The following is a 16860-nucleotide window of genomic DNA, read 5'->3' on the forward strand; positions in this document are numbered from 1 at the left end:
ATGGAAGGTGGACGGCACCTTGGTCCACTTGCCGTCCTGCAGCCACGCCAAACGCTGTGGTGGGCCCAACGCTTTCCGGTTTGGCCACTTCCCTGACGGCCTTATCTCGTGGGCTCGGGTGCCGAAGTTCATGAAAATGATTCGGGCCACGACGTCATCACCCCCGACGACGCGATAGCCGACGGTGAGCGGGAACTCTCTGCCCTTTATCGTCGGCTGGAGGGCTTTGGCGGCGCGAGTTGAGCCAGGTGAACGGCGACGAGAACCCGGACGGTTCAGGTCGAACAGTGACTTCATCTCCTTATTCGCCAACTTCACCATCTCGTCGCTGGCACGCACGGCCTTGCGTCGCACGATCTCGCTCGCCTGGCGGCTGATGAACCTCTTGGCCTCGGCGCCATTGACGAGTTGCGCTGTGGCTTTCATGAGCAGCTTTTCGAGATGTCGATCTCCACCGAGCAAGAGGTCTCCCAACCAACCGTGTGGCCATCAGGATCGATGGGCACAAGATCGCCAAGATCAGCGAAGCAGCCGTTGTCCTCGCAGGCGCCTGGGATGTTCCGGCCAAGCACGGCGCTGGCAAGTGCCCGGTACATCATTTCGGCGTGGCTGTACGAGTAGGCGGCGTTCGCGTGGATCAGCTCGGACGGGGCCATCACTATTTCATCATCGCCGGCCTCGAGGAAAGTGAGCCAGCCGGATTCCACAAGCTGGATCTGCCACGTCGCTCGCCACATGACTCGGTTCGGCAGGTTGCCTCGGTCGTCACGGGATCGCGGCGACGGGCCGAAGTTCTGAAGGGCGACGGTGACCATGTCGGGTTCATATCCGACGGCACGCCCGATCGTCACTACCCCCTCGACCATTGGGGCATCGCAGGCGTCGGCGTACGGGTAGCCGTTGATCGCCGTCAAGGCCACGTTGAGGATGGACTCGCCGACCGTGAAGATCGACGAGCACACAACTTCGCCGTCCGGGGTGCAGCCGTTGCCGTAAGGGAGCATGGCTTAGACCGTACTACGCGGCAACGCCCGCAGGCGGCGGACCTGCGGGCGTTGCGCTTCACTCGTGGGAGTGAGCTTTTCTTTTCAGGATCAGGTTGAGACTGGCTGATCTCTGTAGCGGTTCTCGGAACGCTGACGCCGCACCACCCCGAATCCGAACGGGACGCGCAAGCCATCAGGTCTCACCCACCCCTCTCCGTCGTACTCCCAGCCCGACCGCAGACGCGCCCCGCAAGCGACCAAGCCCACCTGGGACGCTTCGGCCTCCAAGCCCGGGTGCAATGAGAGGAACTCCCTCATCTTGGCCCCCCGAGCCAAGGTGGCGTTGTACTTGCTCGAGGTGGCTGCTGGTCGATACTCGGTGGCGGCGCGAGCGGCCCTTGTCTCGGCGGAGCACTTCCTGCACTTCAGCTTGCCGTCGCCCTCTAGGGGGTGGCCCCGTCCGCATCGCCACTCACCGTCCAAACCGTCCTGCGTCCAACCGCGAGAGCGGCGCATGTTGATGAGCCCGCTCACTGGTTCAAGGTGCGCTGGGTTCACGCACCAGGGGTTTTCGCAGAGGTGATCAACTTGCATACCGTCCGGGATGGGCCCAACGAAGTGCTCGTAGGAGAATCGGTGAGCGTAGCGCTTGCCGCCTTCCCTGCCGTGCGGCCAGAACTGCCCGTAACCGGAGGCGTTACGCGCACCGGTCCACTCCCAACAATTGTCAGGGGTGGACCGGTTGAATCGAGTCGTGAATCGCTCAAGGGGGTCTGTCTGTCTTTTCGTCACGGCCCCATTGTAGGGGGGCGACTGCGGACAATCCAACCCGTGTCGGTCACGTACTGACTGGCTGATGGCCGCACGCTGCGAGCGCCAGCATGTCGTCGTACTCGGCCTGCGAGTACGACACCTGGATGTAGCCGGTGTTCGGGATGTTGCCGACGCCGGGCCAGTCACCCCACGGGCCGATGCCGATGTTCGGGTTTGAGACCGAGAAGCCGTCGAAGGTCAGGGTCGCAGCATCGAACTCGAACGTGCGATCGCCGGGGACCAACGTCGCCTTCGGGAAGATGTGTCCGACGTAGGGCGGGAATGGGTCGCCTGGTGTCGTGCAGTCGCCGACGCCTTCGGCGGCCGTCTTGACGATGAACTCGAGGTACACGTTGCCCGGGTCGTCATCGGTGTACCAGGGCGATGCCCAGCCGATGTTCTTGGCGGGGTACGGGGTGCCGGCGCGACCGACCACAAGCTGGCCGCCGAACAGCAAGGCCATCGCCTCGTGGTCAAAGTAGGTCAGTTCGCCAGCCACCGTGTAACGGCGGATCTTGTTGCGAGTCTCGTACGTCCACGCGATGTCGCCGCAGCCGTTGACGGGCTCGAAGTTTGCGCCGTCGATGAACTCAGGCGTTGCCGTGGCGGTGATGATGCCTGGAGTGATGATGCCGGCGTCCGCTCCACTGACTGGCGTGCAGTCGGCGTTGAGCTGGGCGGCGCGCAGCAGGCAGACGGAGTGCTGGCCGACGCAGATGTCGCCCGGGAGTGCTGATGCCATGTTGGAATCGTCCTTTCAGAGGTTTCTCACATCATCACGCGTCGAATAGCTGATTGTCCAACGGCTCAGTCACTGGTTGACGTGATTCTCCTGGCAGTCCAGTGAGCAGCCAGGGTAGACAGGCACGTTGACCGGTTCGTTGTGGCTCCTGACGAGCAGCCCGTGACGGTACGCCCAGTCCGGGTTGTCGTGGATCTGGCGGTGGTGCTCCGGGCAGACGAGGTGGTCGTTGACTAGCTGCCCGATGCCGCCCTGGCTTTTCATTCGACGGTGATGATGCTGGGTTGGCGGGTTGCGGCAGTTGGTGGATTCGCAGGAAAAGTTGGCCCGGATGCGCGCCTTGCGTCTGGTGTTCTCAGAAAACTCCACCGAGGTCCGTGGACTGCCCTTGCGGTTCGGCTTCGACGGTTGGGTGCGAACGAGCGGGGTCTTGCGAACGATCGGCGATCGCTTCAGCGGGGTTCGCTTCATCGGACCTGATGGAGCCGGAAGCCGTCGTCGATTTCGGGGCTGTAGACGAACGCCTGGTTGCGAGCGTCCGGCGAGTACACGGTCATGAATCTCACGGTCCACGGCAGCATGAACGACCTTGTCTTGATCTCGGACTGCAGTGTCTCGAGCGTGATCGTCACGCCTTGGGCTGAAGCTGACGTGGTATTCGACGGCAGACGGCGCGAGTCGTTCGGGTTGCGCTTCATGAACTGGCAGGCGATCTCGACCACGGCGTTGCGGGCGATGATCGAAGGCTCGTCGCCGTAGGTCACTTCGACGACGAAAGTGCCAAGCGCCAAATCAGCGAGCCCCAGGTTCTGGCAGCCGGGCCACTGCTTGCCGTCGGTACGAATCAGGAAGTCGCCGTCGACAAGCGCCCATTCGTCCATCACGACGCCGTCGATCCACACCGTGATTGCTGGGTCGCCCGCCGTGTCGAGGGCGACCGGCGACGGCACCGTGAAGCCACGTAGCGGCGAGCATCCACAGTTTGCGGCCAGCGAGCACCAGCATTGCTCGCCACCACGCGGTCGAAACGATTCTGTACACACGCCACGGTAGGTGAAGCCAGAAACGGCCACCAAGGCATCGGTAGCTTGGGCGATGATTTCCTCGAGCTGGCTTTGGGTCAAGCCCTCGCAGTCGCATGTGATGTCTCCCGGCAGAGCAAAGGGCTCGCAGGCCTCTCGGAGCAGATATACCATGCGCCGAGAGTACCACTAGGCGGCGAGAGCCTCTCTTGCTTCGGAGATGATCTGGCGCATGTCGTCTGCGTTCCTCATCGCCTTCGCGTAACGGGCCCGAAGCGCCGACGCCACCCGCTTCTCAGGGGACTGATCTTTCGAGGCCGGTGGGTGAAAAAGGTGCCACAGGTCCCCGGTGAAGCACTGTGCCGGGCCGACCGTGGCTCGCAGCGCCATTCCCCACGCGATGTCCTCAAAGCCCCACAGAACGAATCGGGGGTCCAGCGGCACCCGGTCGTACAGGTCTCGAGTGATGACGACGACCCCACCTCCCGGAACGGCGCGATGCGGCGGCATGGTGGGCAAACCGGAGAGCGGTGCGCCAGCGAGGACGTCCTCGGTGACGTTGGCGCGCAGGCGTTTCACCATCGCGAACGGACATGCCCACGCCGAGCCCGCCTGAACGGCTTCGACGGCGGCAGGGGTGTCAGGGCACCACGAGTCGGAGTCGTGGATGACGATGACGTCAGCGGTCGAGCGCTCAAGCGCGTCGGCAACTGCCAGCGCCTTGCACCACGGCCCCCACATTTCACCGATCTTGACGTCGAAGCCGAGATCCATCCAGCGTCTAGAGACGTAGGTGAGCGCAGCAGCCCGGTATACGCACTCCCCTGCGGCCGGAATGATGATGTCGACGCTCACACGCCCAGCTTCACAGGATCGAACACTAGGGCCGGCTGGGACTCGCCGTCGATGGTCAGCTTGCGTTCCGGGAACTCGCGCCAATGCCATTTGCGGAACAGCTTCTCGATCGCCGGTTCACCCTCGGCCTCCAAGATGCTGCCCCAGCCACGCCAGTGGCCACCGTAGACGTCCGGGAGATCGGTGGCGGCGTAGGCCTGGGCGCCGTTGCGGATCTTGGTGATGACCTGGCGGGTCGAGCGGTACGGGAAGTGGTGGATCATCAGCCCTGGGATTGTCGTGCCCTGCCGGATCTCCTCCTCGATGCGAACGTCGTGGTTGCCCATACCGATCGTTAGCTCGGGCTTCCACCGAAAGCACGTCTTCGGCAATGGTGCGGCTTGCGGCCTGCGCCACCCCATCCGGCCGATCGGCTCACTGTCAAGCGCGCCGGTGGCGACGTGGTCGAACAGGGGGACGTGGATGATGTCGTGCTTCAGCCCGGGGAGCACGTCCTTGAGCGGCCATCCGCCGACGTGGGTCCAGATTTCGTCGGCGTCGAACGGGACGATCCACTCCGCCTCGAATAGGTCTCTCGCTATGGCTGCGAGCCCGGTCATCTTGCGCGACTGGTAGTAGCCGACCTCGCTGTCGTCGACCACGACGAACGGGATCGTCGACGAGCCCATCATCGCCTCCAGCATCTCCCGGGTGCCATCGATTGAGCCGTTGTCTGCGATGAGCAGCGCGTCGACCTGGCTCCACATGTGCTTGATTACGGCCGGGATTATGTCCGCTTCGTCCCGCACCATCGACACGCCAACGACAGCCATCAGTAGCCCGAGCCGACGCGCTCGTCGCCGATGTGATGCACCCATGGGCTCGAGTCCCGAGCACCGAGGTAGGCGAAGTTCATCCCACTCGCCTTGAGCGCGAGTCCGAACATTCCTTCGCTCTGAGCGCCCTCTGGCCACCGCAGGCTCATCAGCTCACGCCGGTACATGCACGGGTTGGTCGTGAAGAACCTGGAATGCTCCAGCCAGGCGAGGTTGAAGAACCTCGTCTCCTCGTACGACTCTGGGTGCTGCTCGACGATCCCCCCGGCCCTGTGTTCCTCGTCGTTCCACGGTTGGCGTCGCAGTGCCACCTGGGCAAGGTTCGGCCGTATTCCAAGGAGGTCCTGCATGTCGTCAAGGTTGACTGCCCGGTTGAACGTGAAGTCGCATTCTAGGTGGAAGACGTATTCGGCTTTACTGTGCAGGCGCAGCGATGCCCACGCGGCCCGAATAGCTCCACCGAATCCCCGCCGGCCGCCGCACCCGAACACCCGGAACCTAGGGAACTCGTTGGCAAGGTCCGCTCGATAGTCGTCGTCACCGGTGTCGTCGAACATCCAGCGCTCTGCGATCTCCTCCGACGGAAGCAGGTTGGCCTCGGCTGAGGCGACGGTTCGGCGCAGGTATTCTTCGCGCCCATCTGTGATCACAAGCAATGCAATGCTCACGCTCGATCCTTGAGCCAACGGTCGTGCGAGGTGATGATGCTCGCGTGCAGGCGTTTCGGGTCCCTCACGGTGGAGTTCCTTCCGTTGCGGTTCAGTTGGGCTCGATAGACGGCTTCGGCAACGAACTTCAGCTTCGAGCCGGCGAGGGTGGCGCGACGGAACAGCGACCAGTCCTCCCACGCCGACTCATCCCAGAATCGGCCGACGTCCTCGAAGACGTCACGGTGGATCAGTGTGCCAATCGGGCACGGGTTCATCACGTCGATGTCTCGATCGCTAAACGTCTTCGCCGCCCCACGCTTTGTGGCGCCGACCAAATACTGGACCGCAGGGATCAGGAGTTCTGTCTCGTCGCCGCTGTACGCCTGCTCCATGAAGGCCAGGTAGCCAGGAGCAAGCTGGTCGTCGGCGTCAAGGAAGCACAGCCAGCCTTTCGGGTCGTGGAAATCGATGGCCCTGTTGCGGCAGTCGCCGAGCGACAAGACCTCGGCCGGAGCGTGGAACGAGACCGTGGGAGCCTGCGTTTCGGCTGACGGGATGGCGTGGGCAAAGGCGATCTCCTGCCACGACTGGTCCCCGAACGTCGCAACTATCACGGTCACGTCCATTACTGCCCCCACAAGTTCTTCCTTTTGTTGTATATCGGGCGACTTCGCCCCATGCGCTTTTCGCTGGCTGCGTACATCGCGTCGTTCGGGGCCTTCCCCCAGACCGGGTGAAGGTGCTCCACGACGGAGCCTTCGCACCAGTGGTACTGGCTACGAAACTTGGCGGTGCCAATCATTTCGTCGTCGCAGTGCTCGTGAACGTAGCCCTCATGAAGGATCAGTCCCGGTTCGTCGATCGTGCCAAACTCGTCAACGTACGAGCGCCTCACCACCGAATGGGTCGAGTGCTGCCTGCGAGGGCCGCGACGAGAGTTCAGATCGTTGGTGCCGACAACACCGACGTTGGCTGGATGCTGCAGTACGGCGAACGCTGCTTCCCACCAGCCGGGATGGAACCGCAGATCGGTGGCTCCGAGAAACACGAACGGCTCCGTAGTGGCATGGAAGCCAGTGTTGATCTTGTTGGCGTAGTCGCCGGTCGCTCGGGGACGAGACCGAAGGCTTTCGGCTCCAAGTCGATGCACTTCGGTTTCGACTGCGTAGTCGCCCACGGTGAGCAGGAACAGCACGGTGGCTTCGCAGGTCTGCTTGATCGATCGCAATACCGGCTCGATGGTGTCCGGCCTGCCGAGCGCCGGAATCAGAATGACGAGATCGGCCATCGGCGCATCGTAATGCGATCTGGGTCAGGAGACCAAGGTCTTACCGACGGTGCATGGGTCAAACGCCACCTGCATGTACGTTTCAACGATCTGCGAAACGTCGTTGTTGGTGATGTTGACATGCGATGTGCCGGATGCCACCTCGAGAAAGACCGGGTTCGCCGAGGCGTAGGCGGGCATGGCAAGGCCGAACACAGTGAACGCTGAAGGCGTCCCGTCCGTGGGGTTTGACGGGTCGCCCGTAAAACCGGCGTCGGCGATGACGCTATGGCCGGTGGCCGTCGTCATCGTCGACAGGTTCACCCATCCTGCCTCGACGGCTGCTGGAATGAGCCCGATGGGAATCACCACGACACCGAGGCCGTTATGCAGGACGCTGGCGAGCCAAGACTCGACGTTGATCGCTGCTCTCGCAATGCTGGCCGACGCCGGCAAAGCAGTGCCGAGAACCAGAGATGGGCCGCCAGACACTTCGCCGGACACGAGTTCTGCTATTGCCATCTTGGAGAGCTGTACGCGCATCCTCGCTTGGAGCCGATCTTCCAGCGTGGCCACCCCGTCACCTTCGGCGTTCGGTAGCGACAGCGCGCTGCAACGCAAGCCGTCCACGACCTTGAATGCCGGGTGAATAACCGAATCCGGGTAGTCGCGGATGGCTGCGTCCTTCGGCTCCAAGCCCGTACCTCCCGTGAAAATACCATCGACGTCAATGGTCGAACAGGCCTCGGAGGGTCCCGCAAACATCGGGTCGCAGCCGAAGGGAACGTGGACAACGCCCACGCCGGTCCGGTCACGTCCGCTGTAGCTGAGGTTCAGCGGCGTGGCGACGTCGAAGAATAGGCCGCCAGTGCGAAGCGCTGGAAACGGGAGCTGAATCGGGATTTCCATGTTCTGCATCTATTCATCCTTTCACACGCGAAAGGGGCCGAGCCGACGATGCGACCCGGCCCCATTCGATGGACTTCTTGAAGTTATGGATCAGGTGCCAGCAGCGGCGCCGTCGCAGGCGATGGCCAGATCGTCGATCTGGACGCCGTTGTAGCACAGGTTCGGCAGCTCAAGCAGGTAGGCCGGGCAGGAGTCGGTGTTCACGACACCCTCGAAGTTCTCGAAGAACATCGTGAACTGGTTGCTCGCGTTCGACGAGTTGTCCCGGTAGATGTTGTTGCCGGTGACGCCGATGTTGAGCTGGCCCCGGTCCATGACGCCGAACTTGCCGCGAGGGGCAAGCAGGATGTCCATCGTGTCGGGCACGTTGCCCTTCGCCCCACCGCTCGACACCGGGCCGACCGAGGCCGCCCAGGTCGGGGTGTCGATGAAGAAGTGCGGGTTCACGCCGATGCTGCGGAACATCTGGTCGATGGCCTCGTCGGTCGGGACCTGCATGCTACCGCTCGTGTTGCGGCGACGCATGATGTCCATCTTCATGGCGGAGCGGATCCAGCGAGGCATCCATGCTTCCATGCCGTCCGTATCCCAGCGCTCACGCTCCTGGTGCAGGGTGAGCACTTCGAGAAGCTGCGTGGAGACGCTGACCGCTGCGCCGTAGCCCAGGGTCTCACCGGTGACCGCTGTGGCCTCGGTGCCCATCGCTTCGAGAAGCTGCGTCTCGGCGAGCCGGGCGTGTGCGGCGGCGAGCCGGTTCAGCCATGCCTCGACCAGCTCGGGGAAGGTCATTGCGAGCAGGTTCTGGATGGTCAAGCAGCGCCACACGCCGTAGAGGCTGTAGACGGTCGGGGTCCCGCACTCGATGATGGCGCATTCCTTGACTGACGGGTCCGTGCTGCCGATCGAGTCGTCGTCGTCTGACGTCCAGGTTCCGACGCCACCGTCCTGGCTGGTGATGTCGGCAAGCGACGGCGACGGGAAGATGCTGACCGAACCGCGTGCATCCGGGCGGAACTGCGGCAGGCTGGCACGCACCGGGCGACGATCGGTGTTCATGCAGGCCATGTCGTACACCGGGGTCGGTGGGGCGCAGAACGCTGCGGTCAGCTCGTTGCGCTCGAACATGCGGAGGTTGTCCACCATGTTCGGGCCGAGCTGCATCGCCTCGGTGAAGTTGCCCTTGACGTGACCGACGTAGTGCTTGCGGGTCGAGGAGGGCGAGACGCTCTGCCCCATCTCGAGCAGCGCATTGGTGACGTCCGCCCATGAACCGAACTTCGAGCCAGGCGAAGCGTTGGCGACCTCGTCGGCCATGAAGACCTGATCGGGACGCAGGGCCGGGGCGACTTCGCCATCGGGCTTGGCACCCAGGTCGACGGAGGTACCTGGCTTGCGGACCGGGGCCTTGTCAGCCAGGTCAAGCTCTTCCGCTGCGGGCTCGACGGCCGGCTCGGCTGCGGCGTCCGCTTCGACGGCGGGCTCGACAACTGGTTCGACAACCGGCTCGACGACAGGCTCAGCGTCCTCGTCTTCGCTCATGCTGATCGAGGCGAGCGCATCCTTGGCCTTGGCCTCGGCGAGCAGTTCCTTGCGGGTGTCGACCGCAGCGAGCGCCAAAGCACGAGTCTCGGCGTCCGGTTCTGCGGGGAGTGCCTCAAAGGCGGTGCGGATCTCGGCGGCAAGTGCGCGGAGTTCCGTGGCGGAGAGGGTCTTCCAATCAGCGGGGATTGTTGGGAACATTTCGGGCGCCTCCTGGGCTTTCGATCAGTGCTAGTTGGATACTGTTGCTGGCGGACGGTGAATAACGCAAGTGGTTCACTCGGAAGCGAGATCCTGCGCCGCCATCGCCAGCCGCAGCAAGTCGATGTCGAACACGGGATCATTGGCGTCGTCTTCGCCATACGGCTCATCGAGCGCCAGTTCTTCCTCGGGACACGAGAAGGATGCGACGAGTTCTAGGACGCTGCCATCAGCGGCGAGCGAGAACCCTTCGGATGGGACCTCGAAGCCCGGGCAGTTCACTGAGACGATCGCCTTCAACGAGCCGCCAAGCCAGTGGCCCGAAACCTTCGAGGCGCGTGCGGCGATGACGATCTCGTCCTCAGTGCCGGGGCGCACGTAGCCAGAGAACCAGGGGCCGTGAACGCCAGCAACGACGCGACCGTCAGCCCACGCGTTCTCAATGCCGCCGTACGCTTCGGCCACGGACTTGCGCTGCAGCTCGCCGGGCTTCGGATGCCCACCGGTGGCGAAGATCGGGCCGGTCGACACGATGCCTTTGTCGGTGAGTACGCCGGGACCGTTGAAGCCTGCGTAGTTGTCGTTCGGGCGGGGAACGATCATGCACTCGGCGTACGCGCCGTGGCATGTGTTCCACAGCGCCAGATGACCGCAGACCGGGACGAAGCCGTCAGCGTTTTCCTCGCCGACCAGAATCTTGTGCGGGGTGGCCGCCTCGACCTGATGGAACAGATCCCACGACGGACGCTTTGAGCCGTCGGCCACCAACTCGACGGCTGGCGTCGACAGAATGTTGATGATCATCGGCATCTCGACAACCAGCGGGTCCTCGGACGAGAACCAGGATGCGACCAGCTCCTCGTCAAGCGAGGCGTACGCGCCACTGAACGCCGGTCGGCCGACGAGCGTGGTGCCGGCGACGTTCCATGCGGTGAACTTGATCGTGACGTCTTCATAGTCGTCGGAAAACTCGTACTCCACCGTGGTGTCGGCGAGATCAATCGAGTTGCCACGCATCGACTGCGTCTCGAGGTAGGTGATTGCCTGCTGGCCGTTGGCGTCGTCGAGCAACCAACCCGATGCGGAGATGACGCCGTCGTCGTTCATCGTCACCTCTTGTAGCGAGCCGATGACCACTGCGCCGTCATGGCCGCCGCTCTGTTGGAACTGGCCCCAGATGGTCTGGGGAAGATCGCGCGTGCCGCCACCGACGGACTCAAGGAGCCGACCGTCACCGGTCTTCAGGTCCATGAAGCCAAGCGCAGGGAAGAAGATCGGTCGGGACATGCCCTTGGGCTTCGTCATCTTCCTGGCGCCGTACTGCTTCTTCATCGTTGTCTCCTTCAGACTGGACGCTGGGTCCGTGGGGTGTCCGTCTCTGTTTCGTCTGGGCTCCCGGGCTGCCCTTGCCCCGGGCCAGATTCAGGTGTGTCGGCCGGCGAGTCGGGTGCTGGGCCCGGTTCACTCGGCATTTTCGACACTGTTTCCCAGTCGATCTTGTCGTACTCAGGCGTACCGTAGAGCATCAACATCGGGTTCTTCACCATCCGCCCCACGCCGCGCACTTTCTCGTCGCCGTCCGGCTTGTCGGTCTCGGAGATCCCGGACATGCGCCGCAGCGGCTTGTCGCCGATCAGGACACGATCCCATGCTTGACGTGCGTCCTCTTGCGGGTTTGACTTGGTGGCAGCTCGGGTCAAGTCAAACCAGATGCCGATGTTGCCCGGATCGCGGACCGGCCGATTCTGGAGGCGGGCCCTCTCCAGCGCTGGCTGCATGACCAGCCGGGTAAGCGACCAGCACAGCGATTCGATATCAGGCCCAACGGCAACACGCCGTTCGTCGTCGGCCGCCGACCATGCGTTCCAGTGCGATTGGATGGCTGTGCCTTGGACGCTGTCCTGGTTGGAGTCCAGCGACTGCAGGATGCGACCGATCAGCTCCTTGCGGAGTGTTAAGTCGGTCTCGAAGATGGCTCGATCAAGGATGATGTGCTTGATCTTCTCGCCGTCATCGGCGCTCGTTCCCTTGAGGATGATCGGCAGCAGCGTGGTGGCGTCGTCGTACGTCCTCACGTTCTTCGTCATGGCTGCAAGCAGTAGGTCCAGCGTCGGTTCCGTCAACTGCCCGCCGACGCGCCCGCGCCCCCTAGACGTTGTTGCTATCGATACGCCTGGCGGCAGGAACAGGATCCCAGCGAGGGCGAAACGCGAACGGAGCTGCGCTTTCATCGACAGTGTCAGGTCGTGCAGTACCTGGCATTCGGTGTCGAGCGCCTGGAGGGCTGACTCGGGGAGATCCACCCAACGCTTCGACGGCGACCAGATTCGGCCAAGGAGCTGCGAGGGCTTCAGCTCCTTTGAGAACGGCTGCACCGCCTCGGTGTCGGTGCCGGTCGAGCCGGGAACCGTGGTGAGGCGAATCGACTTGATCGTGTCGCGCCTGTTGCCCCAGCGGGAAAACGACGCCACGTCCAACTCGTCGGGCGACGCCAGGTGGTACCCGTCGAACTCGCCTCTGGCGTCCAGCATCTCGGTGAGATACATGTCGCCAGGAACCTTGAGCAGCGTGTAGTACCGCTCAACGAAACCACGCACCCCGCCGTAGACGGAGTAGATCGACATAGCCGCCTCGGCTGCTGGGCCAGTCTCTAGGATTTCTTCTACCTCGCCGTTCGGGGCGAAACGGGCGGCGTAGAAGCGCGTGTAGCCAGCGACTCGGCCGGTGCGCGAAATCGCATAGTGGACTTCGCCGATCTTGTCGTGCCAGTTCCATGCTTCGCGCCCGGCGTTGCGTCCGGTTGCCACCGTGGACCGCAGGTAGGCGCCATCGTTTCTCTCGTTGTCGATGTCCAACGCAATGGACGCAGACGAGAGTTGATCAGGGGGACGCTGCTTCAGAGGCATTTAGATCCACTCCCTGCTCATCCAAAGCATCATAGACGCGCGCGAAGTCGATGATCTCCGATGCCGTCATGCTGTCGGGCTGGTGGATGACCCGCTCGAGTGGGAACGGGTCCAGTCCAAACCGGGCGCGTTCCTCGGCGAGCAGGATGCTGTAGAGGTCGGGGAATAGTTGCCGCAACCGGTTGGTGGCCATCGTTGCGGCGTTCGTCGACGCCTGCTTCGTTGCCCGGTTCCCTTTGTCCGGCGTCTTGTTTCGGGCCTGGCGTCGCAGCGTGATGTTGCGGGAACGTGAGCGCACCTCGACCTCGGCGATCTTCGAGCCGAGATGGCCCCGGAAGCATTCGACGCACAGCCCGTCGGTGCGGTACGTGATCTCGAGCAGCACCAACGCACCGCAGTGTTCGTTGCGACAGGAGCGATACCCGGCCAGGTCGATCTGGCTAGCTTCGGTCTCATGAGCAACGTCGTTCACCTCCACGACAGTACGTCACGCATCGACCAGATCGAGACCGAGGTGTACGAGACCGTGGACCGCATGTGCCTTCGGGTTGGCGAGTTGCTGTGGGAGGCGAAGACCTTGGACCCCGGCAACTTCAACGCCTGGGTGAACGAGCGGTTGCCGTTCGGTATCGACAAGGCGCGACGCTTGATCGCTATCTTCGTCGCCTACCGGGAGCTGCCGGCCGAGAAGTTGGCGCAGCTTCCCCGGCCGTGGCAGGCGATGTACGCCCTCGCTCCGTACGCCCAGGGCCGTCTGGTTCAGGCGTTGGACTCGGGCGAGATCGGGCCGAGCACCACCGTCGAACAGGCGAAGGCGTCGGCCCGGCACTGGAGCAGTAACCAGCGCAAGGTCGACCCGCTCACCGCTCGCTACACCGCGGCCGACAACCGGGCGGGTTCGCTAATGGAGTTCCGCCCCGAAGATCTGAACCCGTACGTGCTCGAGGCGCTCAAGAGCTGGCTTGCGCGCTGATCTTGTCGACAATGCGCTGCCTCCAGGCGAGGGCGTGTGGGCGGCAATTCCCGCAGGATGCGGCGCTGCTGTGCGGGCACGGTCGGATGTTTCTGCCCCTGCGGCTCCAGGCCATCGAGTCCGCAGATTTCATGTAGCGGCCGTACCCGCGAACCCCCGCCCCCTTCACTCCGAAACCGTGCAGGCCAATCCCGGCATCGGAAACCATCTTGCAGATAGCCCCGATTTCGTCGGTGGACTCCCTGCGGCACACCGACCCGATCCCAACCGTGGGCTCGGCGGTCAGATCAATGCCGTCCGCTTCGTACATGCCCATGTGGCGCTCGTAGTCAGCCTGCTCCCAGCCCTGCAAGACGGGGATGAACGGCACCCCCGGGGCCATCCGGCGAAGAAGGTGAAAGTTGTCGAGCGTTCGGCGTTGATGGTCCTCGATCGTGAGTCCCGTCTTCGCCGTGATGAACGGCTCGCACATCCAGTCCTGCGGGGCTGCCCAGTCCATCATGCCGACTTCGTCGATGTAGCGATGGCACGCGTCGACATACTCCGAACTGGTGGTGCGCCACGCACCGAACATGGACAGTTCGGTGAACCCTCCTGAGTCAAGCGCCCACCGACACGCCGCTCGCGGACAGGGACCCGAATAGCGGTCCAAGCGGCGGTGCGAAATGAACAGCGGCACCGTCGAGTCCCTGAGCCAGTGGGGCATGTGTGTGCCGAGGTAGAAGAATGTCATGCCAGCTCCTCGTCGCGAGTCAGTCGATCGCGCATCCGCACCCGCCCCACTCCTCGGCGTCGTAGTCGGTGTCGTCCACGCCAATGCGTTCCCGGAAGGCCTTCAATGTCATCGGCTTGGTCGTGCCGCCCCGGCGATCCCGGAGGATGGCAACGTCTTTGCCGAGGTGGACTCGAGTCTCCTGCTCTTGTTGCTCGTGGAACTTGTAGCGCTCAGGCATCTCGTCGAGCAGTTTCTTGAACTGGGCCTGACCGGCCTTCACGCAGAAGCCGCCGCAGTTGTTGTGCGGGAACCCCATCGTGTAAAGCCGGGGGATCTGGACCCCACGCGCCTTCAGCTCCTCCACCAGGTCGACCTTGTCGATGTACGGCTCGTCGCAGAGAGGGGCCCACAGCGTGAACGGTTCCCAGCGTGGAGCGGCCCGGTGGAGCCGGTGGTCCTCGGTCCAGTCGATGCCCAGCACGACGAGCGTCTCGGCCGGGTCGCAGTGGTCGTCGATCCACTGACGCAACAGGTCGCGCTTCAGGATCTTCGAGCACGGGTCGATCCGGGTGTTGCCCACGAACTTCACGTCGCGAAACACCTGCCACGGGTTGCGCCCGTCGGAGAGCCGGGTGATCTCGATACCAATGTCGGCTTCGGTCTCTTCTAGGAACCGGTAGAGGTCCTCGTCTTCCATCAGCACGTCAGCGAACAGCAAGGTTACGTTGTCGCGCCCGAACCGCTCAACCGCCCGGAGCGCCGAGCCCCAGGAGCCGACCCCGCCCGAATACTGAACGACTGCTTTCGTGTGTGTCATGCCAACGACTCTGTCATCTTGAACGGCCAGTGCTCTTTGTGAGCTTCGGCCTTGGCTTCGATCTCCTCACGGGAATCGCCGGCCTGGGATCGAGCTGCACGGTAGCCGCCGAGGAACGCCCCCTGGGCCTGCTCCTTGGTGGCGACTTGCGTCTGCTCGCGCAGGGCGGCGGGCTCGCTGGCACCGCGTAGCCGTCGGATCGTCCCGTTCAGTTGCGCCACAGTCGGGAACACGTCCATCGACTGGACCCATTCGATCGCAGCTTTCTTCGCGACCCCGTAGTCGGACACCGACAACGAGTTGACGAACACTTCCGCTGTCGGCCCCTGGAAGTACGTGCCCGGGTACGCGCCGACGAGGTACTCGACGATGTCTGCTGCTTCGTTGCCGGTCACTGTGAATCTTGCTCTCTGATCTTGCTGATGGAATCCATGATGGATGATTGCTTCTTCCTCGCCGGGGCTGGCGGGTCGTCGTTGTAGCGCTTCTGATTGAGGAAGGTGCTCGGGTGTGGGATGAACTGCTGTTCGGTGTCGCTGTCAACCCAATGGGTCACCCACGCGATCGTCCCGTTGCCGATGGCTATCGGTGAATCTTCCTTCATGGCCTTGATGAAGGATCGGAGGGCAACAGGCTTACCTGCCTTCCTGGGATACACCCGCCAGAAGCTGTCGAATGCAGCTCGACGCTCATCGACGATTTCGACCTCGTCCCCCTTGGGGGGTTGGGGGGTTTCTAAATTGCTTTCCTCAGTATTGGGATTGCTAGTAGTACGTGCTTCACCGTGGACCACCGCTCGTGCTTCACCGTGGACCATCGCGCTGGTCCGTGATGGACCATCGCTCCACGGGTCCAAATGCAGGGTGATTCGAGTCACGGTTCCCCCGTATTGACGTGAAAGCTGCTCGGTTGAGATCAGCCCAAGGCCTTCGAGTTCCTCCATCGTTCGCTTCACTCGATTGCGCGACCAGCCGATCTCCTCTGAGGTCCGCAGGATGTTCAGGGCCTGCAGGTACTCGTCCGAGTGCGAGTCAAGCCACAACATCAGCCTGAGAGCCGAGTCGCTGAGGTCTGGGTTGTTGAGCCAGCGACGGTCGACGCCGACGTAGCCCCTCCGGCCCGTGGAGGTCACGACGCCACCTCAAATCGCTCAGGAAGGGCTCGGGAGCCGTCAGGGAACTGGGGCGGGTGGACGTCGTCCAGGTGGTCAAGTGGGTGTTGCGCTGTGAACTTCTGACAGTCGGCGCACCACGAGAGAACAGTTGGTCGGTGAACGGTCTCAGGCATTTGGCTCTTTCTTTCTTATGTGAGCCGAGCTATGATCTAGCTCGGTTCGTTGGACAGCGACCTGCTTAGATTGAGCCCCTCCGATCCGTCTAGGCTTCGGAGGGGCTCTCTTTGCATCTTGAATCAGGTTTACACACGGTGTACCCTGTTCTGCATGGAGAGAGAGTTCACACTCCACGTAACCTTCCGAACACGAGCTACAGAGCAGAGAGAGCTTCTGAGGCTGAAGAACACGTTCGGCGAAGAAGGCGGGTGGGGCTGCATGATGCGATGGCTTCTGCAGCAGCCCGAAGTCAAACAGGTCATCCAGGAGCGATTGAATGAGATGTCGCCGGCCGGGGCCGACGGGATGTGGGGGATCGA

21 protein-coding genes are annotated in these 16860 nt (G+C 63.0%); 1 reads left to right on the plus strand and 20 read right to left on the minus strand.

The genetic code is table 11. From position 1 onward, the window contains the following. From ACESNG_RS01985 to ACESNG_RS02060, 16 genes are all read right to left on the minus strand, one after another. A partial coding sequence (locus tag ACESNG_RS01985) for a hypothetical protein (protein ID WP_373067532.1) occupies nt 1-426 on the minus strand: 426 nt, incomplete at its 3' end. Beyond that, entirely contained in the window at nt 423-1004 is a 582-nt protein-coding gene (locus tag ACESNG_RS01990) for a hypothetical protein (RefSeq protein WP_373067534.1), read from the minus strand. The genes ACESNG_RS01985 and ACESNG_RS01990, both read right to left, overlap by 4 nt. Before the next feature lie 90 nt (nt 1005-1094). Beyond that, complete coding sequence (locus tag ACESNG_RS01995) at nt 1095-1778, minus strand: HNH endonuclease signature motif containing protein (protein WP_373067536.1); 684 nt, start codon at nt 1776-1778, stop codon at nt 1095-1097. A 46-nt stretch (nt 1779-1824) separates the two neighbouring features. After that, nucleotides 1825-2541, minus strand: coding sequence for a hypothetical protein (locus ACESNG_RS02000; RefSeq protein ID WP_373067539.1), 717 nt, complete (start codon nt 2539-2541; stop codon nt 1825-1827). 69 nt (nt 2542-2610) lie between these two features. Continuing rightward, complete coding sequence (locus ACESNG_RS02005) at nt 2611-3012, minus strand: hypothetical protein (RefSeq protein ID WP_373067541.1); 402 nt, start codon at nt 3010-3012, stop codon at nt 2611-2613. Continuing rightward, the gene (locus tag ACESNG_RS02010) at nt 3009-3665 is read right to left on the minus strand and encodes a hypothetical protein (protein ID WP_373067543.1); all 657 of its coding nucleotides are present in this window, start codon (nt 3663-3665) and stop codon (nt 3009-3011) included. The genes ACESNG_RS02005 and ACESNG_RS02010 overlap by 4 nt, the downstream gene beginning before the upstream one ends. Nucleotides 3666-3752: 87 nt before the next feature. Further along, nucleotides 3753-4418, minus strand: coding sequence for a hypothetical protein (locus ACESNG_RS02015; protein WP_373067546.1), 666 nt, complete (start codon nt 4416-4418; stop codon nt 3753-3755). Continuing rightward, complete coding sequence (locus ACESNG_RS02020; protein ID WP_373067548.1) at nt 4415-5230, minus strand: glycosyltransferase family 2 protein; 816 nt, start codon at nt 5228-5230, stop codon at nt 4415-4417. Before ACESNG_RS02020 ends, ACESNG_RS02015 begins: the two co-directional genes overlap by 4 nt. Beyond that, nucleotides 5230-5901: a glycosyltransferase gene (locus ACESNG_RS02025; protein WP_373067550.1), complete on the minus strand. Its 672-nt coding sequence runs from the start codon at nt 5899-5901 to the stop codon at nt 5230-5232. Before ACESNG_RS02025 ends, ACESNG_RS02020 begins: the two co-directional genes overlap by 1 nt. After that, nucleotides 5898-6509 carry a glycosyltransferase family 2 protein gene (locus ACESNG_RS02030; RefSeq protein ID WP_373067553.1) on the minus strand — a complete coding sequence of 204 codons (612 nt, stop codon included), beginning with the start codon at nt 6507-6509 and terminating at the stop codon, nt 5898-5900. The genes ACESNG_RS02025 and ACESNG_RS02030 overlap by 4 nt, the downstream gene beginning before the upstream one ends. Continuing rightward, entirely contained in the window at nt 6509-7171 is a 663-nt protein-coding gene (locus tag ACESNG_RS02035; RefSeq protein WP_373067555.1) for a glycosyltransferase family A protein, read from the minus strand. Before ACESNG_RS02035 ends, ACESNG_RS02030 begins: the two co-directional genes overlap by 1 nt. Nucleotides 7172-7195: 24 nt before the next feature. Continuing rightward, nucleotides 7196-7846 carry a hypothetical protein gene (locus tag ACESNG_RS02040; RefSeq protein ID WP_373067559.1) on the minus strand — a complete coding sequence of 217 codons (651 nt, stop codon included), beginning with the start codon at nt 7844-7846 and terminating at the stop codon, nt 7196-7198. 303 nt (nt 7847-8149) lie between these two features. Then, complete coding sequence (locus tag ACESNG_RS02045) at nt 8150-9799, minus strand: major capsid protein (protein ID WP_373067561.1); 1650 nt, start codon at nt 9797-9799, stop codon at nt 8150-8152. A gap of 75 nt (nt 9800-9874) precedes the next feature. Beyond that, a complete protein-coding gene (locus ACESNG_RS02050) occupies nt 9875-11131 on the minus strand; it encodes a hypothetical protein (RefSeq protein ID WP_373067563.1) in 1257 nt (418 codons plus the stop codon). An 11-nt stretch (nt 11132-11142) separates the two neighbouring features. Next, nucleotides 11143-12654 (minus strand): hypothetical protein, encoded by a 1512-nt coding sequence (locus ACESNG_RS02055; protein WP_373067566.1) that lies wholly within the window; start codon nt 12652-12654, stop codon nt 11143-11145. Nucleotides 12655-12679: 25 nt separating this feature from the next. Then, the gene (locus ACESNG_RS02060; protein ID WP_373067568.1) at nt 12680-13183 is read right to left on the minus strand and encodes a hypothetical protein; all 504 of its coding nucleotides are present in this window, start codon (nt 13181-13183) and stop codon (nt 12680-12682) included. On the opposite strand from ACESNG_RS02060, the gene ACESNG_RS02065 reads away from it, so the two are divergent. Then, on the plus strand, nt 13160-13678 hold the full coding sequence (locus tag ACESNG_RS02065) for a hypothetical protein (protein ID WP_373067571.1): 519 nt from the start codon (nt 13160-13162) through the stop codon (nt 13676-13678). The two genes, ACESNG_RS02060 and ACESNG_RS02065, sit on opposite strands and share 24 nt — an antisense overlap. On the opposite strand, the gene ACESNG_RS02070 is transcribed toward ACESNG_RS02065, so the two are convergent. The 4 genes from ACESNG_RS02070 to ACESNG_RS02085 form a co-directional block, all read right to left on the minus strand. Beyond that, nucleotides 13656-14252 (minus strand): hypothetical protein, encoded by a 597-nt coding sequence (locus tag ACESNG_RS02070; protein WP_373067573.1) that lies wholly within the window; start codon nt 14250-14252, stop codon nt 13656-13658. The two genes, ACESNG_RS02065 and ACESNG_RS02070, sit on opposite strands and share 23 nt — an antisense overlap. A 178-nt stretch (nt 14253-14430) precedes the next feature. Further along, a complete protein-coding gene (locus ACESNG_RS02075; protein WP_373067576.1) occupies nt 14431-15210 on the minus strand; it encodes a hypothetical protein in 780 nt (259 codons plus the stop codon). After that, nucleotides 15207-15605, minus strand: a complete 399-nt coding sequence (locus ACESNG_RS02080) for a hypothetical protein (RefSeq protein ID WP_373067578.1) — start codon at nt 15603-15605, stop codon at nt 15207-15209. The genes ACESNG_RS02075 and ACESNG_RS02080 overlap by 4 nt, the downstream gene beginning before the upstream one ends. Next, nucleotides 15602-16342, minus strand: coding sequence for a hypothetical protein (locus ACESNG_RS02085; protein WP_373067581.1), 741 nt, complete (start codon nt 16340-16342; stop codon nt 15602-15604). The genes ACESNG_RS02080 and ACESNG_RS02085 overlap by 4 nt, the downstream gene beginning before the upstream one ends. Nucleotides 16343-16860 lie beyond the last annotated feature (518 nt).

The sequence above is a fragment of the Gemmatimonas sp. genome (assembly GCF_041689975.1).
Lineage (GTDB): Bacteria > Gemmatimonadota > Gemmatimonadetes > Gemmatimonadales > Gemmatimonadaceae > Gemmatimonas.

Bases quoted from the DNA above. Each gene is read 5' to 3' on its own strand.
- ACESNG_RS02035 (WP_373067555.1), bottom strand. From the start codon at position 7,171: ATGGCCGATCTCGTCATTCTGATTCCGGCGCTCGGCAGGCCGGACACC.
- ACESNG_RS02005 (WP_373067541.1), bottom strand. From the start codon at position 3,012: ATGAAGCGAACCCCGCTGAAGCGATCGCCGATCGTTCGCAAGACCCCG.
- ACESNG_RS02065 (WP_373067571.1), top strand. From the start codon at position 13,160: ATGAGCAACGTCGTTCACCTCCACGACAGTACGTCACGCATCGACCAG.
- ACESNG_RS02070 (WP_373067573.1), bottom strand. From the start codon at position 14,252: ATGTTCGGTGCGTGGCGCACCACCAGTTCGGAGTATGTCGACGCGTGC.
- ACESNG_RS02000 (WP_373067539.1), bottom strand. From the start codon at position 2,541: ATGGCATCAGCACTCCCGGGCGACATCTGCGTCGGCCAGCACTCCGTC.
- ACESNG_RS02020 (WP_373067548.1), bottom strand. From the start codon at position 5,230: ATGGCTGTCGTTGGCGTGTCGATGGTGCGGGACGAAGCGGACATAATC.
- ACESNG_RS02030 (WP_373067553.1), bottom strand. From the start codon at position 6,509: ATGGACGTGACCGTGATAGTTGCGACGTTCGGGGACCAGTCGTGGCAG.
- ACESNG_RS02045 (WP_373067561.1), bottom strand. From the start codon at position 9,799: ATGTTCCCAACAATCCCCGCTGATTGGAAGACCCTCTCCGCCACGGAA.
- ACESNG_RS02075 (WP_373067576.1), bottom strand. From the start codon at position 15,210: ATGACACACACGAAAGCAGTCGTTCAGTATTCGGGCGGGGTCGGCTCC.
- ACESNG_RS02050 (WP_373067563.1), bottom strand. From the start codon at position 11,131: ATGAAGAAGCAGTACGGCGCCAGGAAGATGACGAAGCCCAAGGGCATG.
- ACESNG_RS01990 (WP_373067534.1), bottom strand. From the start codon at position 1,004: ATGCTCCCTTACGGCAACGGCTGCACCCCGGACGGCGAAGTTGTGTGC.